Annotated in this window: 18 protein-coding genes; 9 read left to right on the plus strand and 9 right to left on the minus strand. The window is 71.6% G+C overall.

Translation table 11 applies throughout. The annotated features are described in order from the left end of the window. Nucleotide 1 precedes the first annotated feature (1 nt). Together EDF51_RS20015 and EDF51_RS16520 are read right to left on the minus strand one after the other, a co-directional pair. On the minus strand, nucleotides 2–178 hold the full coding sequence (locus EDF51_RS20015; RefSeq protein WP_165932402.1) for a hypothetical protein: 177 nt from the start codon (nucleotides 176–178) through the stop codon (nucleotides 2–4). After that, nucleotides 175–987, minus strand: a complete 813-nt coding sequence (locus EDF51_RS16520; protein WP_243698110.1) for a class E sortase — start codon at nucleotides 985–987, stop codon at nucleotides 175–177. The genes EDF51_RS20015 and EDF51_RS16520 overlap by 4 nt, the downstream gene beginning before the upstream one ends. 175 nt (nucleotides 988–1,162) lie before the next feature. Here EDF51_RS16520 and EDF51_RS16525 point away from each other — a divergent pair, with 175 nt between their 5' ends. Next, nucleotides 1,163–1,507 (plus strand): GNAT family acetyltransferase, encoded by a 345-nt coding sequence (locus EDF51_RS16525; RefSeq protein WP_243837148.1) that lies wholly within the window; start codon nucleotides 1,163–1,165, stop codon nucleotides 1,505–1,507. 9 nt (nucleotides 1,508–1,516) lie between these two features. Here EDF51_RS16525 and EDF51_RS16530 read toward each other — a convergent pair whose 3' ends face one another. Then, the gene (locus tag EDF51_RS16530) at nucleotides 1,517–2,446 is read right to left on the minus strand and encodes an EamA family transporter (protein WP_165932408.1); all 930 of its coding nucleotides are present in this window, start codon (nucleotides 2,444–2,446) and stop codon (nucleotides 1,517–1,519) included. 36 nt (nucleotides 2,447–2,482) lie between these two features. On the opposite strand from EDF51_RS16530, the gene EDF51_RS16535 reads away from it, so the two are divergent. From EDF51_RS16535 to EDF51_RS16560, 6 genes are all read left to right on the plus strand, one after another. Continuing rightward, on the plus strand, nucleotides 2,483–3,601 hold the full coding sequence (locus EDF51_RS16535) for a CPBP family intramembrane glutamic endopeptidase (RefSeq protein WP_131880766.1): 1,119 nt from the start codon (nucleotides 2,483–2,485) through the stop codon (nucleotides 3,599–3,601). A gap of 9 nt (nucleotides 3,602–3,610) precedes the next feature. Beyond that, on the plus strand, nucleotides 3,611–5,464 hold the full coding sequence (gene recQ, locus EDF51_RS16540; protein WP_131880768.1) for a DNA helicase RecQ: 1,854 nt from the start codon (nucleotides 3,611–3,613) through the stop codon (nucleotides 5,462–5,464). A gap of 91 nt (nucleotides 5,465–5,555) precedes the next feature. Beyond that, nucleotides 5,556–6,302: a lysophospholipid acyltransferase family protein gene (locus EDF51_RS16545; protein ID WP_131880770.1), complete on the plus strand. Its 747-nt coding sequence runs from the start codon at nucleotides 5,556–5,558 to the stop codon at nucleotides 6,300–6,302. Between the two features lie 134 nt (nucleotides 6,303–6,436). Further along, nucleotides 6,437–6,790 carry a hypothetical protein gene (locus EDF51_RS16550; protein ID WP_123937550.1) on the plus strand — a complete coding sequence of 118 codons (354 nt, stop codon included), beginning with the start codon at nucleotides 6,437–6,439 and terminating at the stop codon, nucleotides 6,788–6,790. Nucleotides 6,791–7,046: 256 nt separating this feature from the next. Then, on the plus strand, nucleotides 7,047–7,646 hold the full coding sequence (locus tag EDF51_RS16555; protein WP_131880772.1) for a M23 family metallopeptidase: 600 nt from the start codon (nucleotides 7,047–7,049) through the stop codon (nucleotides 7,644–7,646). Nucleotides 7,647–7,728: 82 nt separating this feature from the next. Continuing rightward, nucleotides 7,729–8,565: an NAD(P)-dependent oxidoreductase gene (locus EDF51_RS16560; protein WP_131880834.1), complete on the plus strand. Its 837-nt coding sequence runs from the start codon at nucleotides 7,729–7,731 to the stop codon at nucleotides 8,563–8,565. A gap of 57 nt (nucleotides 8,566–8,622) precedes the next feature. Here EDF51_RS16560 and EDF51_RS16565 read toward each other — a convergent pair whose 3' ends face one another. Then, nucleotides 8,623–8,826, minus strand: a complete 204-nt coding sequence (locus EDF51_RS16565) for a hypothetical protein (RefSeq protein WP_131846957.1) — start codon at nucleotides 8,824–8,826, stop codon at nucleotides 8,623–8,625. A 10-nt stretch (nucleotides 8,827–8,836) separates the two neighbouring features. Beyond that, a complete protein-coding gene (locus EDF51_RS16570) occupies nucleotides 8,837–9,355 on the minus strand; it encodes a MarR family transcriptional regulator (protein WP_123340168.1) in 519 nt (172 codons plus the stop codon). Nucleotides 9,356–9,518: 163 nt separating this feature from the next. On the opposite strand from EDF51_RS16570, the gene EDF51_RS16575 reads away from it, so the two are divergent. Beyond that, nucleotides 9,519–10,412, plus strand: a complete 894-nt coding sequence (locus tag EDF51_RS16575) for an alpha-E domain-containing protein (RefSeq protein ID WP_165901469.1) — start codon at nucleotides 9,519–9,521, stop codon at nucleotides 10,410–10,412. 177 nt (nucleotides 10,413–10,589) lie between these two features. Here the strand turns inward: EDF51_RS16575 and EDF51_RS16580 are convergent, their stop codons facing one another. Both EDF51_RS16580 and EDF51_RS16585 read right to left on the minus strand, forming a co-directional pair. Beyond that, nucleotides 10,590–11,936 (minus strand): MFS transporter, encoded by a 1,347-nt coding sequence (locus EDF51_RS16580; protein WP_347812850.1) that lies wholly within the window; start codon nucleotides 11,934–11,936, stop codon nucleotides 10,590–10,592. After that, nucleotides 11,933–12,343 carry a MarR family transcriptional regulator gene (locus EDF51_RS16585; protein ID WP_111085532.1) on the minus strand — a complete coding sequence of 137 codons (411 nt, stop codon included), beginning with the start codon at nucleotides 12,341–12,343 and terminating at the stop codon, nucleotides 11,933–11,935. The genes EDF51_RS16580 and EDF51_RS16585 overlap by 4 nt, the downstream gene beginning before the upstream one ends. A 94-nt stretch (nucleotides 12,344–12,437) precedes the next feature. Here EDF51_RS16585 and EDF51_RS16590 point away from each other — a divergent pair, with 94 nt between their 5' ends. Next, nucleotides 12,438–13,190: a glucose 1-dehydrogenase gene (locus EDF51_RS16590; RefSeq protein WP_131880776.1), complete on the plus strand. Its 753-nt coding sequence runs from the start codon at nucleotides 12,438–12,440 to the stop codon at nucleotides 13,188–13,190. Between the two features lie 117 nt (nucleotides 13,191–13,307). On the opposite strand, the gene EDF51_RS16595 is transcribed toward EDF51_RS16590, so the two are convergent. Then, nucleotides 13,308–13,577, minus strand: coding sequence for a hypothetical protein (locus tag EDF51_RS16595; RefSeq protein WP_131880778.1), 270 nt, complete (start codon nucleotides 13,575–13,577; stop codon nucleotides 13,308–13,310). Nucleotides 13,578–13,588: 11 nt separating this feature from the next. Then, entirely contained in the window at nucleotides 13,589–14,749 is a 1,161-nt protein-coding gene (locus EDF51_RS16600; protein ID WP_131880780.1) for an inorganic phosphate transporter, read from the minus strand. Nucleotides 14,750–14,812 lie beyond the last annotated feature (63 nt).

Below are 14,812 nucleotides of genomic sequence, written 5' to 3' on the forward strand. Positions count from 1 at the left end.
GTCACGGGGTCGGCGTGGACTCCACGGTGCCGTCCGGCGGCGGCAGGATGTCCGCCGCGATCCACGGGAACACCCACTGGAACAGGACGAACACGATCGCGGCGAGCAGCACGAGCAGCTCGAGCATCTTCAGGAACGTGGGGCCGGGCAGCAGCCGCCAGACGAGGGGGAAGATCACTTGGCCGTCTCCGAGAGTTCCTTCGGGGTGCCCTCGGAAGCGGGCATCCAGTAGTCGAGCTTCGCGTGCGTGACGAACCGTTCGGCTGCCGACCACATCGGGTGGCACGCGGTCAGGGTCAGCCAGCGGTCCGACGGCGAGGGGTCGACTCCGGGCTTGTTCGGCACCGGCGCGATCGTCTCGATGTGGTCCGGCGTGACGATCTGGCTGTCGGTGACCTTGTAGACGTACCAGACGTCGAACTTCGCCTTCGCGTCGGTGACCCGCACGACGACGGAGTCGTCCTTCTTGAGCTCCGCGATCTGGTTGAGCGGCTTGCCGTAGGTCACGCGGTGCCCGGCGACGGCGAAGTTGCCGGGAGCACCGGGCATCGCGGTGTCCTGGTAGTGCCCGAGCCCGATGGTGTTGAGGACCTTCTCACGGTCCGTGCCCTCGCCGATCGGCCGGTTGTAGTCCTTGCCGAAGCGGGGGATCTGCATCGTGCCGAACACGTCGGAGAGATCCGGTGGCTCGGCGAGCACAGGTGCGGTGCCGCGGTGCTCGGTTCCGGCCCCGTCCGGGGTCTTCAGCTGGTCGAGCCCCTCGACGAGCTTCGACTGCTCGTTGACCGCCACGACGTCCGTCCACCACGCGGTCCACACCACGTACAGCCCGGTGCCGGCACCCGCGATGATGAGCAGTTCGGCGATGAGCGAGACGATCGCGCCACCGACCGTCTGCCGTCGCCGGGGGGAACGGCGCCCGGACCGTCTGCCGCCGTCGTCGTCCCGCGCGCTGCGGCGCGACGGGATGGTGTCGTGTGCGGTCACGGGGCTCCTGATCGGCTGGTCGGTCGGACAGGTCTATCAGATCACGACGACGGTCCGGTGACGACGTTCTCCACACCCCGTAACGTGGGGGGATGGAGTACCGGATCCGCCCGTTCCGCGCCGACGACACCGACGCGGTCGTCGCCCTCTGGGAATCGTGCGGTCTCGTCCGCCCGTGGAACGACCCCGCCGCGACATCGCGCGCAAGGCCACGGTCCAGCCCGAGCTCTTCCTGGTGGCGGAGTCGGAGAGCAGCGCCGTCGTCGCCGCGGGGATGGCCGGTTTCGACGGGCACCGCGGCTGGGTCAACTACCTCGCCGTGCAGCCGGACCTGCAGGGCTCCGGTCTCGGCCGGACACTGATGGCCGAGTTCGAGCGGCTGCTCACCGACCTCGGCTGCCCGAAGGTGAACCTGCAGATCCGTGCCGGCAACGAGCGGGTGCTCGGCTTCTACGAGTCCCTCGGGTACTCCGACGACCGCACCGTGTCGCTCGGCAAGCGACTCATCCCCGACGTCTGAGTCGTCCGGTCACGCCAGGGCCAGGCCCACCGACGCGATGAACGCCAGCGCGATGCCGATCCACTGCGGCGCGGTCAACCGCTCCCGCAGCACCACCCCGGCCAGCACGACCGTGCCGATGGGGTAGAGCGCGTTGAGCACGCTCACGACGGGCAGGGTGCCCGGGTCGTCGCTCGCGTGCAGCCCCGCCTGGATGCACACGTTCGCCAGGGCGTCGAGGACGCCGCACGCCGCGACCGTCAGCAGCAGACGCGGCGGCCACCAGCGCCCTGGAGGCACGGCAGACCCTGCGACGCCGACCGACGCTGCGGGGTCTGCCGCGCCTCCAGACCGCGCCCCGCGCCCGGCACGCACCGTCACCACGAGCGCCGCCGCACCCAGCAGCACCGTCTGCAGCACCCGCGCGACCACGAGCGGGTGGATGCCCGCGCCGGGCGGTGTCGCGTCGTACGCCAGCACGATCCCGCCGAACCCGCACCCGGCGACCGCGGCCGCGACGACCCCACGCACGGTGAGTCGTGCACCCGAGGTGTCCCGCACGGCCGCCACCAGCACCACCGCGACGACGGCCACGACCACCGCGGCGACGGCCAGCGGTGACAGGACGGTCCCGCGGGCCACGGCCACCAGGACCGGGACGACGGCGGCGAACACCGCGGTCAGGGGGGACAGCACGCTCATCGGGCCGATCGCCAACGCGGCGTAGAGCAACAGGACCCCGACCGCGCCGGACAGTCCGGCGACGGCGCCCCAGAGGGTGCCCGCCCACGACGGCGTGCCCCCGAGCACGGCCAGACCGATCAGCAGCGGCACGATCCCGATCGCCGCGGCGACGGCGGTGACCGCCACCGGACGGATGCGCCGCGAGGCGAGCCCGCCGAGGAAGTCGGCGAAACCGTAGACGACGGCTCCGGTCAGGCCGAACAGCACGGTGAGCACGGGTCCCATCCTGCCCGGCCCGGTAGCCTGCGGGGCGTGAGTGTTCCCTACCACCGCCTGACCCGTGTCGACGCACGATGGAGGTGGTGGCGCCCGCTGGTCGCCCTCGCGTTCCTGGCGGGCTGGTACCTCGCCTCGCAGGTGCTCCTCACCGTCGCGTACTTCGTCCCGGTCGCGGCGGTCGGGGGCGAGTCCGGCCTGTACGACCTGCTCGACGACCTGCAGCGCGGAGCCCTGGACCCGACCGATCCGCTGATCCTGTCGCTGACCCTGGTGTCGCTGGTCGTCCTGCTGCCCGGCATCCTGCTGGCGGTAAAGGTCGCACGGCTCGGGCCCGGCGCGATCCTGACGTCGACGCGCTTCCGGGTGCGGTGGGCGTGGACGGCGTGGTGCGTGCTGCCGACCCTCGTCATCGCCGTGGTGATGTTCCTCGTGCAGACCAGCGGGATGTTCACGTTCGACGGCGGCTTCGGCTGGGACCACGCCGCGATCGGGCAGTCGTCGGTCTCCCTCGGCACCCTCACGCTCACGCTCGTCCTCGTCGTGCTGCTCGTCCCGTTCCAGGGCGCGGCCGAGGAGTTCATCTTCCGCGGTTTCCTCATGCAGACGATCGCCTCGTGGATCCCGCGACGCACCGGCACGATCATCGCCGTCGCGGTGTCGACCGTCGTCTTCGCGGTGCTGCACATCCCGAACGGCTACAACGTCTGGGGCATCCTCGACGTCGGTTCGTTCGGCCTGATCGCGGCGATCATCGTGCTCCGCACCGGCGGTCTCGAGGCCACCGTGCTGCAGCACGCCTTCAACAACATCATGATCTTCGTGCTGCAGGCGCCGGGCTGGTCGGGGATCGACCTGGCGTCTTCGGACGCCAACGGCACGCTCGGTGGCTGGCTCGTCACCCTCGGCACCTCGCTCGCGTTCTGGGGCATGGTCGAGGTCCTGGCGTGGTGGCGGAAGCTCGACCGGACGTTCGCCGGGCACCAGGCGCCGCGGTTCCGCGGGACGCCGCCGGTGTGGGCGGGTGGCAAGCGCTGGCTCGGCCCGGCGGGCACGGGCTGGGCCGTCGCGCCGGCTAACGCCAACGATGTCGACGCAGCTGCTGTGGACCGTGCCGCTGTGGACAGTGCCGTGGGTGTCGCCGGTCGCCCGTAGGCTCGTGGCATGAGCACCACGCCCGCGCCCGCCGCCGTGTCTGCTTCGCGAGCCGCCGCGCTCGACGTCCTGCACCGCGTGTGGGGCTACGACGACTTCCGTGGCGAGCAGGCGGCGATCATCGACCAGGTGGTCGCCGGCGGTGACGCCCTGGTGCTCATGCCCACCGGCGGTGGCAAGTCGCTCTGCTACCAGGTGCCCGCGCTCGTACGCGACGGCGTCGGGGTCGTGGTGTCGCCGCTCATCGCGCTCATGCAGGACCAGGTCGACGCCCTCGCGGCGAACGGGGTGCGTGCCGCCTTCCTCAACTCGACGCAGGGGCCCGACGAGCGTGCCCGGGTCGAGCGCGCGGTCGTCCAGGGCGAGGTCGACATGCTCTACCTCGCGCCCGAGCGGCTCCGGCTCGAGTCCACGCGCGCGCTCCTCGACCGGGCGCGGGTGTCGCTGTTCGCCATCGACGAAGCGCACTGCGTCGCCCAGTGGGGCCACGACTTCCGGCCGGACTACCTCGAGCTGAGCGTCCTGCACGAGCGCTGGCCGACCGTGCCCCGGATCGCCCTCACGGCCACGGCGACCCCGCAGACCCACCAGGAGATCTCGGCGCGGCTCGGCCTCGACGACGCCGCACACTTCGTCGCCGACTTCGACCGCCCGAACGTCCAGTACCGCATCGAACCGAAGACCGGCGCGCTGCAGCAGCTCCTCACCTTCATCCGCACCGAGCACAGCGGCGACTCGGGCATCGTCTACTGCCTGTCGCGCAAGTCGGTCGAGCGGACCGCCACCGCACTGGCCGAACAGGGCATCCAGGCGCTGCCGTACCACGCAGGGCTCGACGCCCGGGTGCGTGCGCGCAACCAGTCGACCTTCCTGCGCGAGGACGGCATCGTCATGGTCGCGACGATCGCCTTCGGCATGGGCATCGACAAGCCCGACGTCCGGTTCGTGGCGCACCTCGACCTGCCGAAGTCGGTCGAGGGGTACTACCAGGAGACCGGTCGTGCCGGGCGCGACGGCCTGCCCTCGACCGCGTGGCTGGCGTACGGCCTGAACGACGTCGTGCAGCAGCGACGGATGATCGACCAGTCCGAGGGCGACGCCGCACACCGTCGGCAGCTCAGCGCCCACCTCGACGCCATGCTGAGCCTGTGCGAGACGATCGAGTGCCGCCGGGTGCGGCTCCTGGCGTACTTCGGGCAGCCGTCCACGGCCTGCGGCAACTGCGACACGTGCATCGCCCCGCCCGAGTCGTGGGACGGCACCGTGCCCGCGCAGAAGCTGCTGTCCACGGTCGTCCGGCTCGAGCGTGAGCGCGGTCAGCGGTACGGCGTCGCCCATCTCGTCGACATCCTGGTCGGCAAGCAGTCACCGCGGGTGCAGGAACTGCAGCACGAGTCCCTGGCGACCTTCGGCATCGGTTCCGACCTGTCCGACGGTGAGTGGCGCGCTGTGGCCAGGCAGTTGCTCGCGCAGGGCTACGCCGCGGTCTCGGGCGACGGGTTCGGCACGGTCGTCCTCAGCCCGACGAGCGCCGAGGTCCTGACCGGCAAGGTCCAGGTGCGGATGCGTCGCGATCCGGTGAAGGCGCCGCGGGCGAGCCGGTCGTCCCGCCGGACCGTCGTCACCGACATGCCCCAGCAGGCGGTCGGCCTGTTCGAGGCCCTCCGGGTCTGGCGTGCAGCCCAGGCGCGCGAGCAGGGTGTGCCGGCGTACGTGGTGTTCAACGACGCGACGCTCCGCGGCATCGCGGCGGTGCGTCCGTCCGACGTCGACCAGCTCGCCGAGATCTCCGGGGTCGGTGCCGCGAAGCTCGAGCGGTACGGCCGCGCGGTGCTCGACGTCGTCGCGTCCGAGGCCGACTGACCCCACGGTCGGACGCGCATGCCGCCGTGGGCATGTACTGCTCGCAGGCGTGATTACACTCGGGAGTTCGCCGTCACGACGAGGAGGCCCGGTGTCCGGTTCGACCAAGTTCGCCACCGTGCTGAGCCGCGCAGTGGTGACACCGCTCGCGCGGATGCTCTGGCGACCGAAGATCATCGGACGCCGCAACGTCCCCAGGCGCGGACCGGTGATCCTCGCGAGCAACCACCGCTCCTTCATCGACTCCCCGGCGATCACGTTGATGGCACCGCGGAAGGTCGCCTTCCTCGCGAAGCAGGAGTACTTCACCGGCACCGGGTTCCGCGGCGCGGTGTCGCGGGCGTTCTTCGGCGGCATCGGTGCGATCGGCGTCGAGCGCGGTGCGGGGGCCGCGGCACAGCAGGCGCTCGACCTGGGGCTCGCGCGGTTGAACGAGGGCGAGGCCTTCGCGATCTACCCGGAGGGCACCCGCTCCCTGGACGGCCGGATCTACAAGGGCCGCACGGGTGTGGCCTGGCTGGCACTGACGAGCGGCGCGCCCGTGGTGCCCGTGGCGCTGACGGGCACGCAGGACGTGCAGCCCGTCGGCTCGAAGCTGCCGAAGCTCGCGAAGGTGACGATCGAGTTCGGGAAGCCGATCGACTTGTCCTCGTTCGGTGAGGCATCGTCCGGACGCGCGCGCCGTCACGCGACCGATGCGGTGATGACCGCGATCCAGGAGCTCAGCGGGCAGGAGCCGGCGAACACGTACAACAACCCGCCGGCGACGATCGTCGAGCGGGTCAAGCGGGCACTGCAGCCCGACGACCCGACCGCGGCTGCCGTCGACCCCGACTGATCGCGATCTGTTCGGTCACTATTGCACATCTGAAATATCGATGGTTGAATGAGGGACGTGCCGCACGGCACGCATCCCCGACGGGTCGCCCGACAACGGCCCGCAACCACGACTCAGATCGGACGGTCAGCAGCATGTCCTCCACCCCGCTCTTCGACTCCATCGCCCAGCGACGCGACCAGCCCGAGGCCCACGTCGTCCCGGCACCGGTTCCGACCCCGGCTCGCGCGGCCGCAGCGCCCGCACCGACCTCACCGATGACCGCTCCCGTCCGTGCCGGTGACTCGACCCTCGTGCCCGCGGCCCTCGTCGCCGCGATCGACGACATCACGGTCCGCGTCACCCCGTCGGTGGTCACCGAGCTCCGCGTGCAGCCCGAGCAGCTCGTCCTGGTCGAGACCGTCGCCGACGCCATCACCCGAGCGGTCGTCGACGCCGTCGCGACCGAACTCGACCGGATCGCCCGCGACGGCGTCGTCCGCGTCTGAGCCCGGCGGTCCCCGAGCGATGACGACGCCCGCTGACGGCCTCCCGCTGCGCCCGCGCGGTGCCGAGCGGCGGGCCGCGAACCGCTCCCGTACTCGCCGACCCGAAGCGTCCGAGCGGCGCCGTGCTGGGCACGGCACGCGTCCGGACGCCCCCAGAGCCGCCGGGGTGGTGGCTCCCCCTTCCGCCACCCCGGCTTCCCCCTCCTCCTTCCGCAGTTCCGTCCGCCGCGCCTTGCCCGCGACGGCGACCGCCGCGGTGACCTGTCTCTTCGTCGCCGTCGGCTCCCCGCAGACCGCGATGGCATCGACCCCGTCGCCGAGTAGCCCCGTGCTCGGCGTGCAGCAGTTCGTCGCCGACGGCTCCGCCCGGCTCTCCGTCGACCGCGACGGCTTCTCCATCGGCAGGGCTGCCGCCGCGCAGGCACGTGCGACCGCCGTCGGCTCGTCGGATGCCGCGGCCCGCCCCACCGCGGGGAACGTGCCGGCCGCCGGTGGGTTCGGCTCGCGCTGGGTGACCGGGTGCTCCGCCTGCACGACGAACCACCAGGGCATCGACTTCGCGGCTCCGATCGGCACCACCGTCGTCGCCGCGATGCCCGGCAGCGTCGTCTCCGCCGGGGTCCTCGGCGGCTACGGCAACCAGGTCCTGCTCCAGCACGCCGACGGCACCCAGACCCGGTACGGCCACCTGTCGGCGATCGGGGTGCGACCCGGTCAGGTCCTGTCGGCCGGTCAACGCCTCGGCGCCGTCGGCAACACCGGCGTCTCCACCGGGGCGCACCTGCACTTCGAGGTCATCGTCGGCGGGGTCCCGGTCGATCCGGCCACCTGGCTGCAGGCCCGCGGGCTCCTCTGACAGCGACGACGGTCGAGCGCGTAGCGTCGGGAACGCCGGGGCACCGAGCCGTGGCAGGACGGAGACGCACGTGCGAGTGACGGTGTTGGGGACCGGGGCGATGGGTGCCGGCGTGGCGGGATCACTGCTGCGCGAGAGGCACCAGGTCACGGTCTGGAACCGGAGTGCCGACAAGGCCGCGCCGCTCGGTGAGCACGGTGCGACGGTCGCCACGGACCCGGGTACCGCCGTCGAGCACGCCGAGGTGGTCCTCCTGACCCTCTTCGACACCGACGCCGTGGTCGACGTGCTCGAACAGGCCGCCGGCGACGCTCCGACCGACGCCGTGTGGATCCAGGCGTCCACGATCGGCGTCGACGGCACCGAGACCGTCGTGCAGCTCGCCGCGAAGTACGGCATCACCCTGGTCGAAGCGATGATGCTCGGCACGAAGGCCCCGGCGGAGCAGGGGAAGCTCACCATGCTGGCGGCCGGCCCCGCCGACCAGGTCGACCGCGTCGTCCCCGTGCTCGACGCGATCGGCGCGAAGACCATCCGCGCCGGCGAGCGGGTCGGCGACGGGACCGCGCTCAAGCTCGCGGCCAACGCCTGGATCGCCTCGATCACCGCGGCCACGGGGCAGTCGCTCGCCCTCGCCGCGGCGCTCGGGCTCGATCCGCAGCTGTTCCTCGACGCGATCGACGGCAGCGCGAGCGACTCGGCCTACGCGCACACCAAGGGCGCGGCGATCATCGCGGGGGAGTTCCCGGCACAGTTCGCGCTCGACGGGCTGCGGAAGGACATCGGGCTGATCGCCGAGGCCGCGCGGGCGAACGACGTGTCCACCACGCTCCTCGACGCCCTGGGGCGGGTCTACGCCGACGCGAGCGCAGCCGGGCACGGCGGCGACGACATCGCGGCGGTCGGCACCGCCTTCTGAGTCGGCGCGCGAGTCGGCGCGCGAGTCGGCGCGCGAGTCGGCGCGCGAGTCGACGCGTCAGTCGCGGCGGAGGAACCGTCGCAGCCGTGCCGTGAGCCGCCCCACGGCCTCGTCGTTCATGGTGTTCGCCAGGTCGAAGGCCTCGCGCGCCGGATCGGCCCCGCCCTGGATCCGTCGGAGTGCGGCGTCGGCGCGGGCCCGCGAGTCGAGTTCGGCGAACGGCATGTCGTCCTCGGGGTCGTGCGTGCCGCGAGGGTCCATGGACAGCAGGTTACGCGCGGCGGAGCGTGCGGGCGCCTGCGTCGACGTCGTCGACCACGCGGACCATCTCGTCGAGGAAGTCCACGACGACGGCCATCTCGTCGGACGGCACGTGCTCGGTGACCTCGAGGGCACGGGCGTCGAGTTCCTCGATCACGCGCAGGGCATGGCCCATCGACGTCCCCGTGGCGGTGAGGATCACGCCGCGGCGGTCGATCGGGTCCTGGTGCCGCTCGACGTGGCCGCTGCGGACCAGCCGGTCGACGAGTGCCGAGGTCGACGCCGCCGTGATCTCGAGGCGCTCGGCCAGGTCCTTCGCGTTGACGGTCCGGCCGTCGTGCTCGGCGTCGATGAGGACCCGCAGTGCGAGAAGCGCGTTCTCGCCGATCCCCAGGGCTTCACGAGCCCGACGCTGCGCGGCGCTCTCGGCGGTGCGGTACCGGCGCAGGGCGTTCAGGACGTCGACGGCGGTGACCGGGGAGTCCTCGTACCAGAACCCCGCGGTGCTGGTCAGGACCTCGGACGTCATCCTGCAATGCTAGACGCTCTAGTTAGATTGTCTAGCGAGGGGTCGGTATCGCGGCGGAGACCCAGGCCCGTGCGCGGACATCGGACACTGCAACACCCGTGACGCGGCTCCGAAACACTCCCGCAACGCCCGCTGGTTAGGTTCTGGGGATGCAGGAGCAGCCGTGCTGAGCCGACTCGCGGGGAACGTCTTCCACGTGGGGAGCGCGGTCGAGCGCACCGACGTGGTCGCACGCCTGCTCGACGTCTACGTCGCCCGACGCGAACCCGGCACCGTCGAGGACGACCGGGCCGTCGCCGCGGAGCTCCGTTCGGTGGTGGGGACCGCCGGACCGGCGAACGACGCCGACCGGTCCGCGACCATCGACGCCCTGGCGCTGGACCGCCACGAGCCGGCGTCCATCGCCGCCGCGGTCGCCGTCGCGCGGGACCACGCCCGTCGAGCCCGCGAGGTCGTCTCGAGCGAACTCTGGGACTGCCTCGACGTCACCCGTTCGCGCATGCCGCGCAAGATCGCCCCGGGCCGCGCGCACGAGTTCCTCGGCTGGGCTCGGGAACGCAGCGCCCTTGCGATCGGCGTGGTCGAAGGGGACGCCAGTCGCGACGAGGTCTGGGAGTTCTTCACCCTGGGCCGCTCCCTGACCCGGGTCGCCTCGACCGCCCGGCTGCTCGCCTCGGGGTTGCTCGAACCGGACTCGGTCACCTCGTGGACGGCGGCGCTCCGGTCCTGCGGTGCGGGCGAGGCCTTCCTGCGTGGCCGGGACCACCATCCGGTGCCGGACGACGCCGCGGCGTTCCTGCTCCTGGACGAGCACAGTCCGCGGTCGCTGCGCTTCACCGTCCGACGGGCCGCCGAGTGCCTGGCCGACGTGGCTCCGTCCTGCGTCGCGGAGGAAGTTGCGGCGTTCTCCGCCGCCCGCGACCGGCTCGAGGCCGTCCCGCCGGACGCAGCGCTCGGCGTCGTCGGCGATGCCGGCGACCGGCTCGCGGCCGCTGCGGACCGTGTCACCGCGGCGCTCGACGAGCGCGTCTTCGCGGTGACCGAACCCGCGCACTGATCGCGGCCCTGGACCGGACCGGCGACGGCCGGGAGGCCCGTGGCGGGCCCGACCCGTGCCTCCCGTCCGCCACGCGAAAGCGTCAGAGCCCCGCCAACGGTTCGCGGAGATCTGTCGCTTTCGCGAGATGGACGCTGCCGCGTCTCGGAGATCTGTCGCGTTCGCGGACTGGACGCGTCAGACGGCACTGGAGCGGTCGGCGACCGCCTCTTCGCGCTCGAGCTCCCGGCGGAGCGCAGCGCGCGAGGCGCGAGTGCCGACCACCGGCATCGCGTGCGTGACCGCGAGGTGCAGGCGGGTGTCCGCGTCGTACCGGAGCCGGAGGCGCTGGAAGCGGACGAGCCAGACGATCGCGATGGCGAGCGCCACGAAGCCCGACGCCGCGCCGACCGCGATGGCCCAGCGGGGACCCCACGCGTCCGCGATGGCACCGACGATCGGGGCGCCGATCGGGGTGCCGCCGGCGAAGATCGCCATGTAGAGCGCCATCACGCGGCCGCGCATCGCGGGCTTGGTGGTGGTCTGGACCAGGGCGTTCGCGGTGGTCATGAAGGTCAGCGCCGCGAGTCCGACGAACACCAGGACGAACGCGAACGTCCAGTACGTGGGTGCGAGGGCGGCAGCCGTGCACGCCAGGCCGAAGCCTCCGGCTGCGAGCACCAGCGTGCGCATCCGCGGCTTGTCCCGGCGGGCGGACATCAGGGCGCCGAACACCGATCCGATCGCCATCACCGAGTTGAGCAGGCCGAACTCGCCGGCGCCCTGGTGGAACTCGACGCGCGCCATCGTCGAGGTGAAGATCGGGAAGTTCACGCCGAACGTGCCGACGACGAAGATCATGCAGAGCACGACGATGATGTCCGGCCGGGTGCGCACGTACCGGAAGCCGGCGACGATCTGCCCCTTGCCGCGGCCGGCGTGCACCCGCTCGGCGAGCTGCGCGGGGTCGACGAAGCGCAGGGCGATGAGGACCGCCAGGAACGAGCCGGCGTTGATGACGAACACCCAGCCGGAGCCGATGGCAGCGATGAGCACGCCGGCGACCGCGGGGCCGATCAGGCGGGCGGCGTTGAACGAGGCGGAGTTCAGTGCGACGGCGTTCGCGACGTTCTCGCCCTGCACGACGTCGGAGACGAACGCCTGCCGGATCGGGGTGTCGAACGCGGCGACGATGCCGAGCGCGAGGGCGAAACCGTACAGCGCGAGCAGCGTGGCGGTGTGCGTGAGGACCATGACGCCGAGGCCCAGCCCGAGCAGGCCCATCAGTGCCTGGGTGAGCATGAGCATCTTGCGACGGTCGAAGCGGTCGGCGGCGAGGCCGGTCAGGGGGAGGAGCAGCAGCTGCGGGCCGAACTGCAGCGCCATCGTGATCCCCACCGCGACGGCGTCGTTGTCGGAGAGCTGGGTCAGGACGATCCAGTCCTGGGCGGTGCGCTGCATCCAGGTACCGACGTTCGACACCAGGGCACCGGCGAACCAGATGCGGTAGTTGCGTCCGGCGAGGGAGCGGAACATGGCGGTCACTGCTGGGCCAACCTCCTCATGATCTCGGTGGCGTCGGCGAGGGTGGCGCGCTCGACGGGGGTGAGTGCGGCGAGCCGCGGGGTGAGCCAGCCGTCACGGCGGCGACGGGTCTCCTCGACGAACGCGGCCCCGGCCGGGGTGGCGCAGAGGACGACCTTGCGCCGGTCGTCGTCGTGGCCGCCCTTGGACACCAGGCCACGCTCGACCAGCACCGCGATGGTCTTCGTCATCGAGGGCGGGGTGACGCCGTCCTGGCGGCTCAGGTCGGCGAGGGTCATCGCGCCGTCGCGGTGGAGCCGGGCGAGCGCCGCGAACTGGGCGTCGGTGACGGTCGTGTCGGCCTTCTGCGCGCGGAGCGTCCGGGACAGCCGGTTCACGGCGATGCGGAGGTCGGTGGCGTCGGTCACAGGTCGTTAGCCTAGCTCATTAGTTCAGTGAACGAACTGGTTTTCGGGTGTACCGTTGTCCTGGACAACAGGTGTTGTTCAGAGAGAAGGAATCATGTCCGAGTTCGAGGGCAAGGTCGCCATCGTCACCGGTGGTGGCAGCGGCATCGGCGAGTCCGTCGCGAAGGAGCTCGCCGCGGCGGGTGCCACGATCGTCGTCACCGACATCAAGCTCGACGCTGCCCAGCGGGTCGCGTCCGAGATCACGGAGGCCGGCGGCACCGCCAGCGCGTTCGAGGCCAACTCCGCCGTCGCCGCCGACAACGAGCGCATGGTCCAGTACGCCGTCGAGACGTACGGCGCGCTGCACCTCGCCGTGAACAACGCCGGCATCGGCGCCGCCCCGCAGAAGATCGGCGAGTACGACATCGCCGCCTGGGACCGCGTCCGTGCGGTCGACCTCGACGGCGTCTTCTACGGGCTCCGCTACGAGCTGCCCGCGATGGTCGCCGCCGGCGGTGGCTCGATCGTCAACATGGCGTCGGTGCTCGGCACGGTCGGCATCGCGCAGAACGCCGCGTACGTCGCATCGAAGCACGCCCTGGCCGGCCTGACCAAGGTCGCCGCGCTCGAGTACTCGGCGCAGGGCGTCCGCACCAACGCCGTGGGCCCGGGCTTCATCGACACCCCGCTGCTCCGCAACGCCATGACGCCCGAGGCCATCTCGGCGCTGGAAGCGGAGCACGCCACGAAGCGTCTCGGCACCGACAAGGAGGTCGCCGCGCTCGTGCTCTTCCTGCTGAGCGACAAGGCCTCGTTCATCACGGGCAGCTACCACCTGGTCGACGGCGGGTACTCCGCGCACTGACGTCGGTCGCGTAGGCGTTCCGGGCGTACCTGGTCGAAACGGGCGTACCTGGTCGGAAGTTTCGACCAGGTACGCCCGTTTCCGCTTCCCAGCGCGGGGGCGATGGGAAGGAACGTGCTAGTGGAACTGGGGGATCGTGAGCCAGATGCCAGCGAGCACGGCTGCCGCACAGACCGCGAAGCACAGGACGGCACCCGCCAGTGCTGCCGGCGGCGTGTGCCCGGACCGCGGGGTCTCCTCGGAGTACTGGGTGCGTTCACCCCCGGTGTCGAGCGGCTGCCCGGCGCCGAGCAGCCGCAGGCCGAGCGTGTAGACGAGCACGATGCCCACCGCGGCCACGAAGCCGACGCCCGCGACCAGGCCGATGCTCGTGAAGTCGATCTCCATCGTCGTTCCCCTCAGTCCTGCGCGCCGGCCGGCTGCGGCTCGGCCTGGTCGGTGGGTTCGGTCGATCCGGCGGCGACGTCGTCGTGCGAGATCGGCTTGCGCTTGGCGAGGACGTAGAACGTGAGCCCGCCGGCCAGGGCGAGCACCGCCACCAGCACGAGGCCGACCGCCGAGGTCGAGGCGAGCCAGGTCGCCAACCCGCCGACCACCGCGGCCGCCGGCAACGTGATCACCCACGCGACGACGATGCGGCCGACGACCGACCAGTGCACGTCGGCGAGCTTCTTGCCGAGCCCGGACCCGATCACCGAACCGCTGGTGACGTGCGTCGTCGACAGGGCGAAGCCGAGGTGCGACGAGATGAGGATCGTCGCGGCGGAACTCGTCTCGGCCGCGAAGCCCTGCGGCGACTGCACGTCGGAGATCTTCTTGCCGACCGTCTGCATGATCCGCCAGCCGCCCGTGTAGGTACCGAGGCCGATCGCGAGTCCGCAGGCCAGGATCACCCAGAGCGCCGGGCCGGTCCCGCTGTCCTGGTAGTTCGCGGCGATGAGCGTCAGGGTGATGACACCCATCGTCTTCTGCGCGTCGTTGGTGCCGTGCGCGAGCGACACCAGCGATGCCGAGACGGTCTGGCCGTGCCGGAAGCCCGTCGCCGCACCGTGCGTCGTGGCGTTCTTCGTGAGCACGTACGCCAGGTAGGTGGCCACCAGGGCGATGACCCCGGCGATGACCGGTGAGAGCAGCGCCGGCAGCACGACCTTCGACACCACCGTCGCCCAGTCCACCGAGTTCAGCCCGGCGCCGATGATCGATGCGCCGATCAGCCCGCCGAACAGCGCGTGCGTCGACGACGAGGGCAGCCCGAGGTACCACGTGGCGAGGTTCCAGAGGACCGCGCCCACCAGCCCGGCGAAGATCATCGTGGGGGAGATGTGGACGCCGTCCTGGCCCTCGCGGATGATGCCCTGCGAGACGGTCTTGGCAACCTCGGTGGAGAGGAACGCGCCGACCACGTTGAGGACGGCGGAGATGAGCACGGCGGTCCGGGGCTTGAGCGCCCCGGTGGCGACCGACGTGGCCATGGCGTTGGCGGTGTCGTGGAACCCGTTCGTGAAGTCGAACACGAGGGCCACCACGATCACGAGCACGACGATGACGAGGACGTCCATGCCGGGGACGGTAGGCCCGCCCCGAAGCCCCTGCGTGAACGCCGGATGAACAGGTGCTGGGTC

This window comes from Curtobacterium sp. PhB25 (assembly GCF_004365375.1).
In the GTDB taxonomy this organism is placed as follows: domain Bacteria; phylum Actinomycetota; class Actinomycetes; order Actinomycetales; family Microbacteriaceae; genus Curtobacterium.

Excerpts from the sequence above, each read along its gene's own strand:
- recQ (WP_131880768.1), top strand. The coding sequence starts at position 3,611 with ATGAGCACCACGCCCGCGCCCGCCGCCGTGTCTGCTTCGCGAGCCGCC.
- EDF51_RS16550 (WP_123937550.1), top strand. The coding sequence starts at position 6,437 with ATGTCCTCCACCCCGCTCTTCGACTCCATCGCCCAGCGACGCGACCAG.
- EDF51_RS16565 (WP_131846957.1), bottom strand. The coding sequence starts at position 8,826 with ATGGACCCTCGCGGCACGCACGACCCCGAGGACGACATGCCGTTCGCC.
- EDF51_RS16570 (WP_123340168.1), bottom strand. The coding sequence starts at position 9,355 with ATGACGTCCGAGGTCCTGACCAGCACCGCGGGGTTCTGGTACGAGGAC.
- EDF51_RS16590 (WP_131880776.1), top strand. The coding sequence starts at position 12,438 with ATGTCCGAGTTCGAGGGCAAGGTCGCCATCGTCACCGGTGGTGGCAGC.
- EDF51_RS16595 (WP_131880778.1), bottom strand. The coding sequence starts at position 13,577 with ATGGAGATCGACTTCACGAGCATCGGCCTGGTCGCGGGCGTCGGCTTC.
- EDF51_RS16600 (WP_131880780.1), bottom strand. The coding sequence starts at position 14,749 with ATGGACGTCCTCGTCATCGTCGTGCTCGTGATCGTGGTGGCCCTCGTG.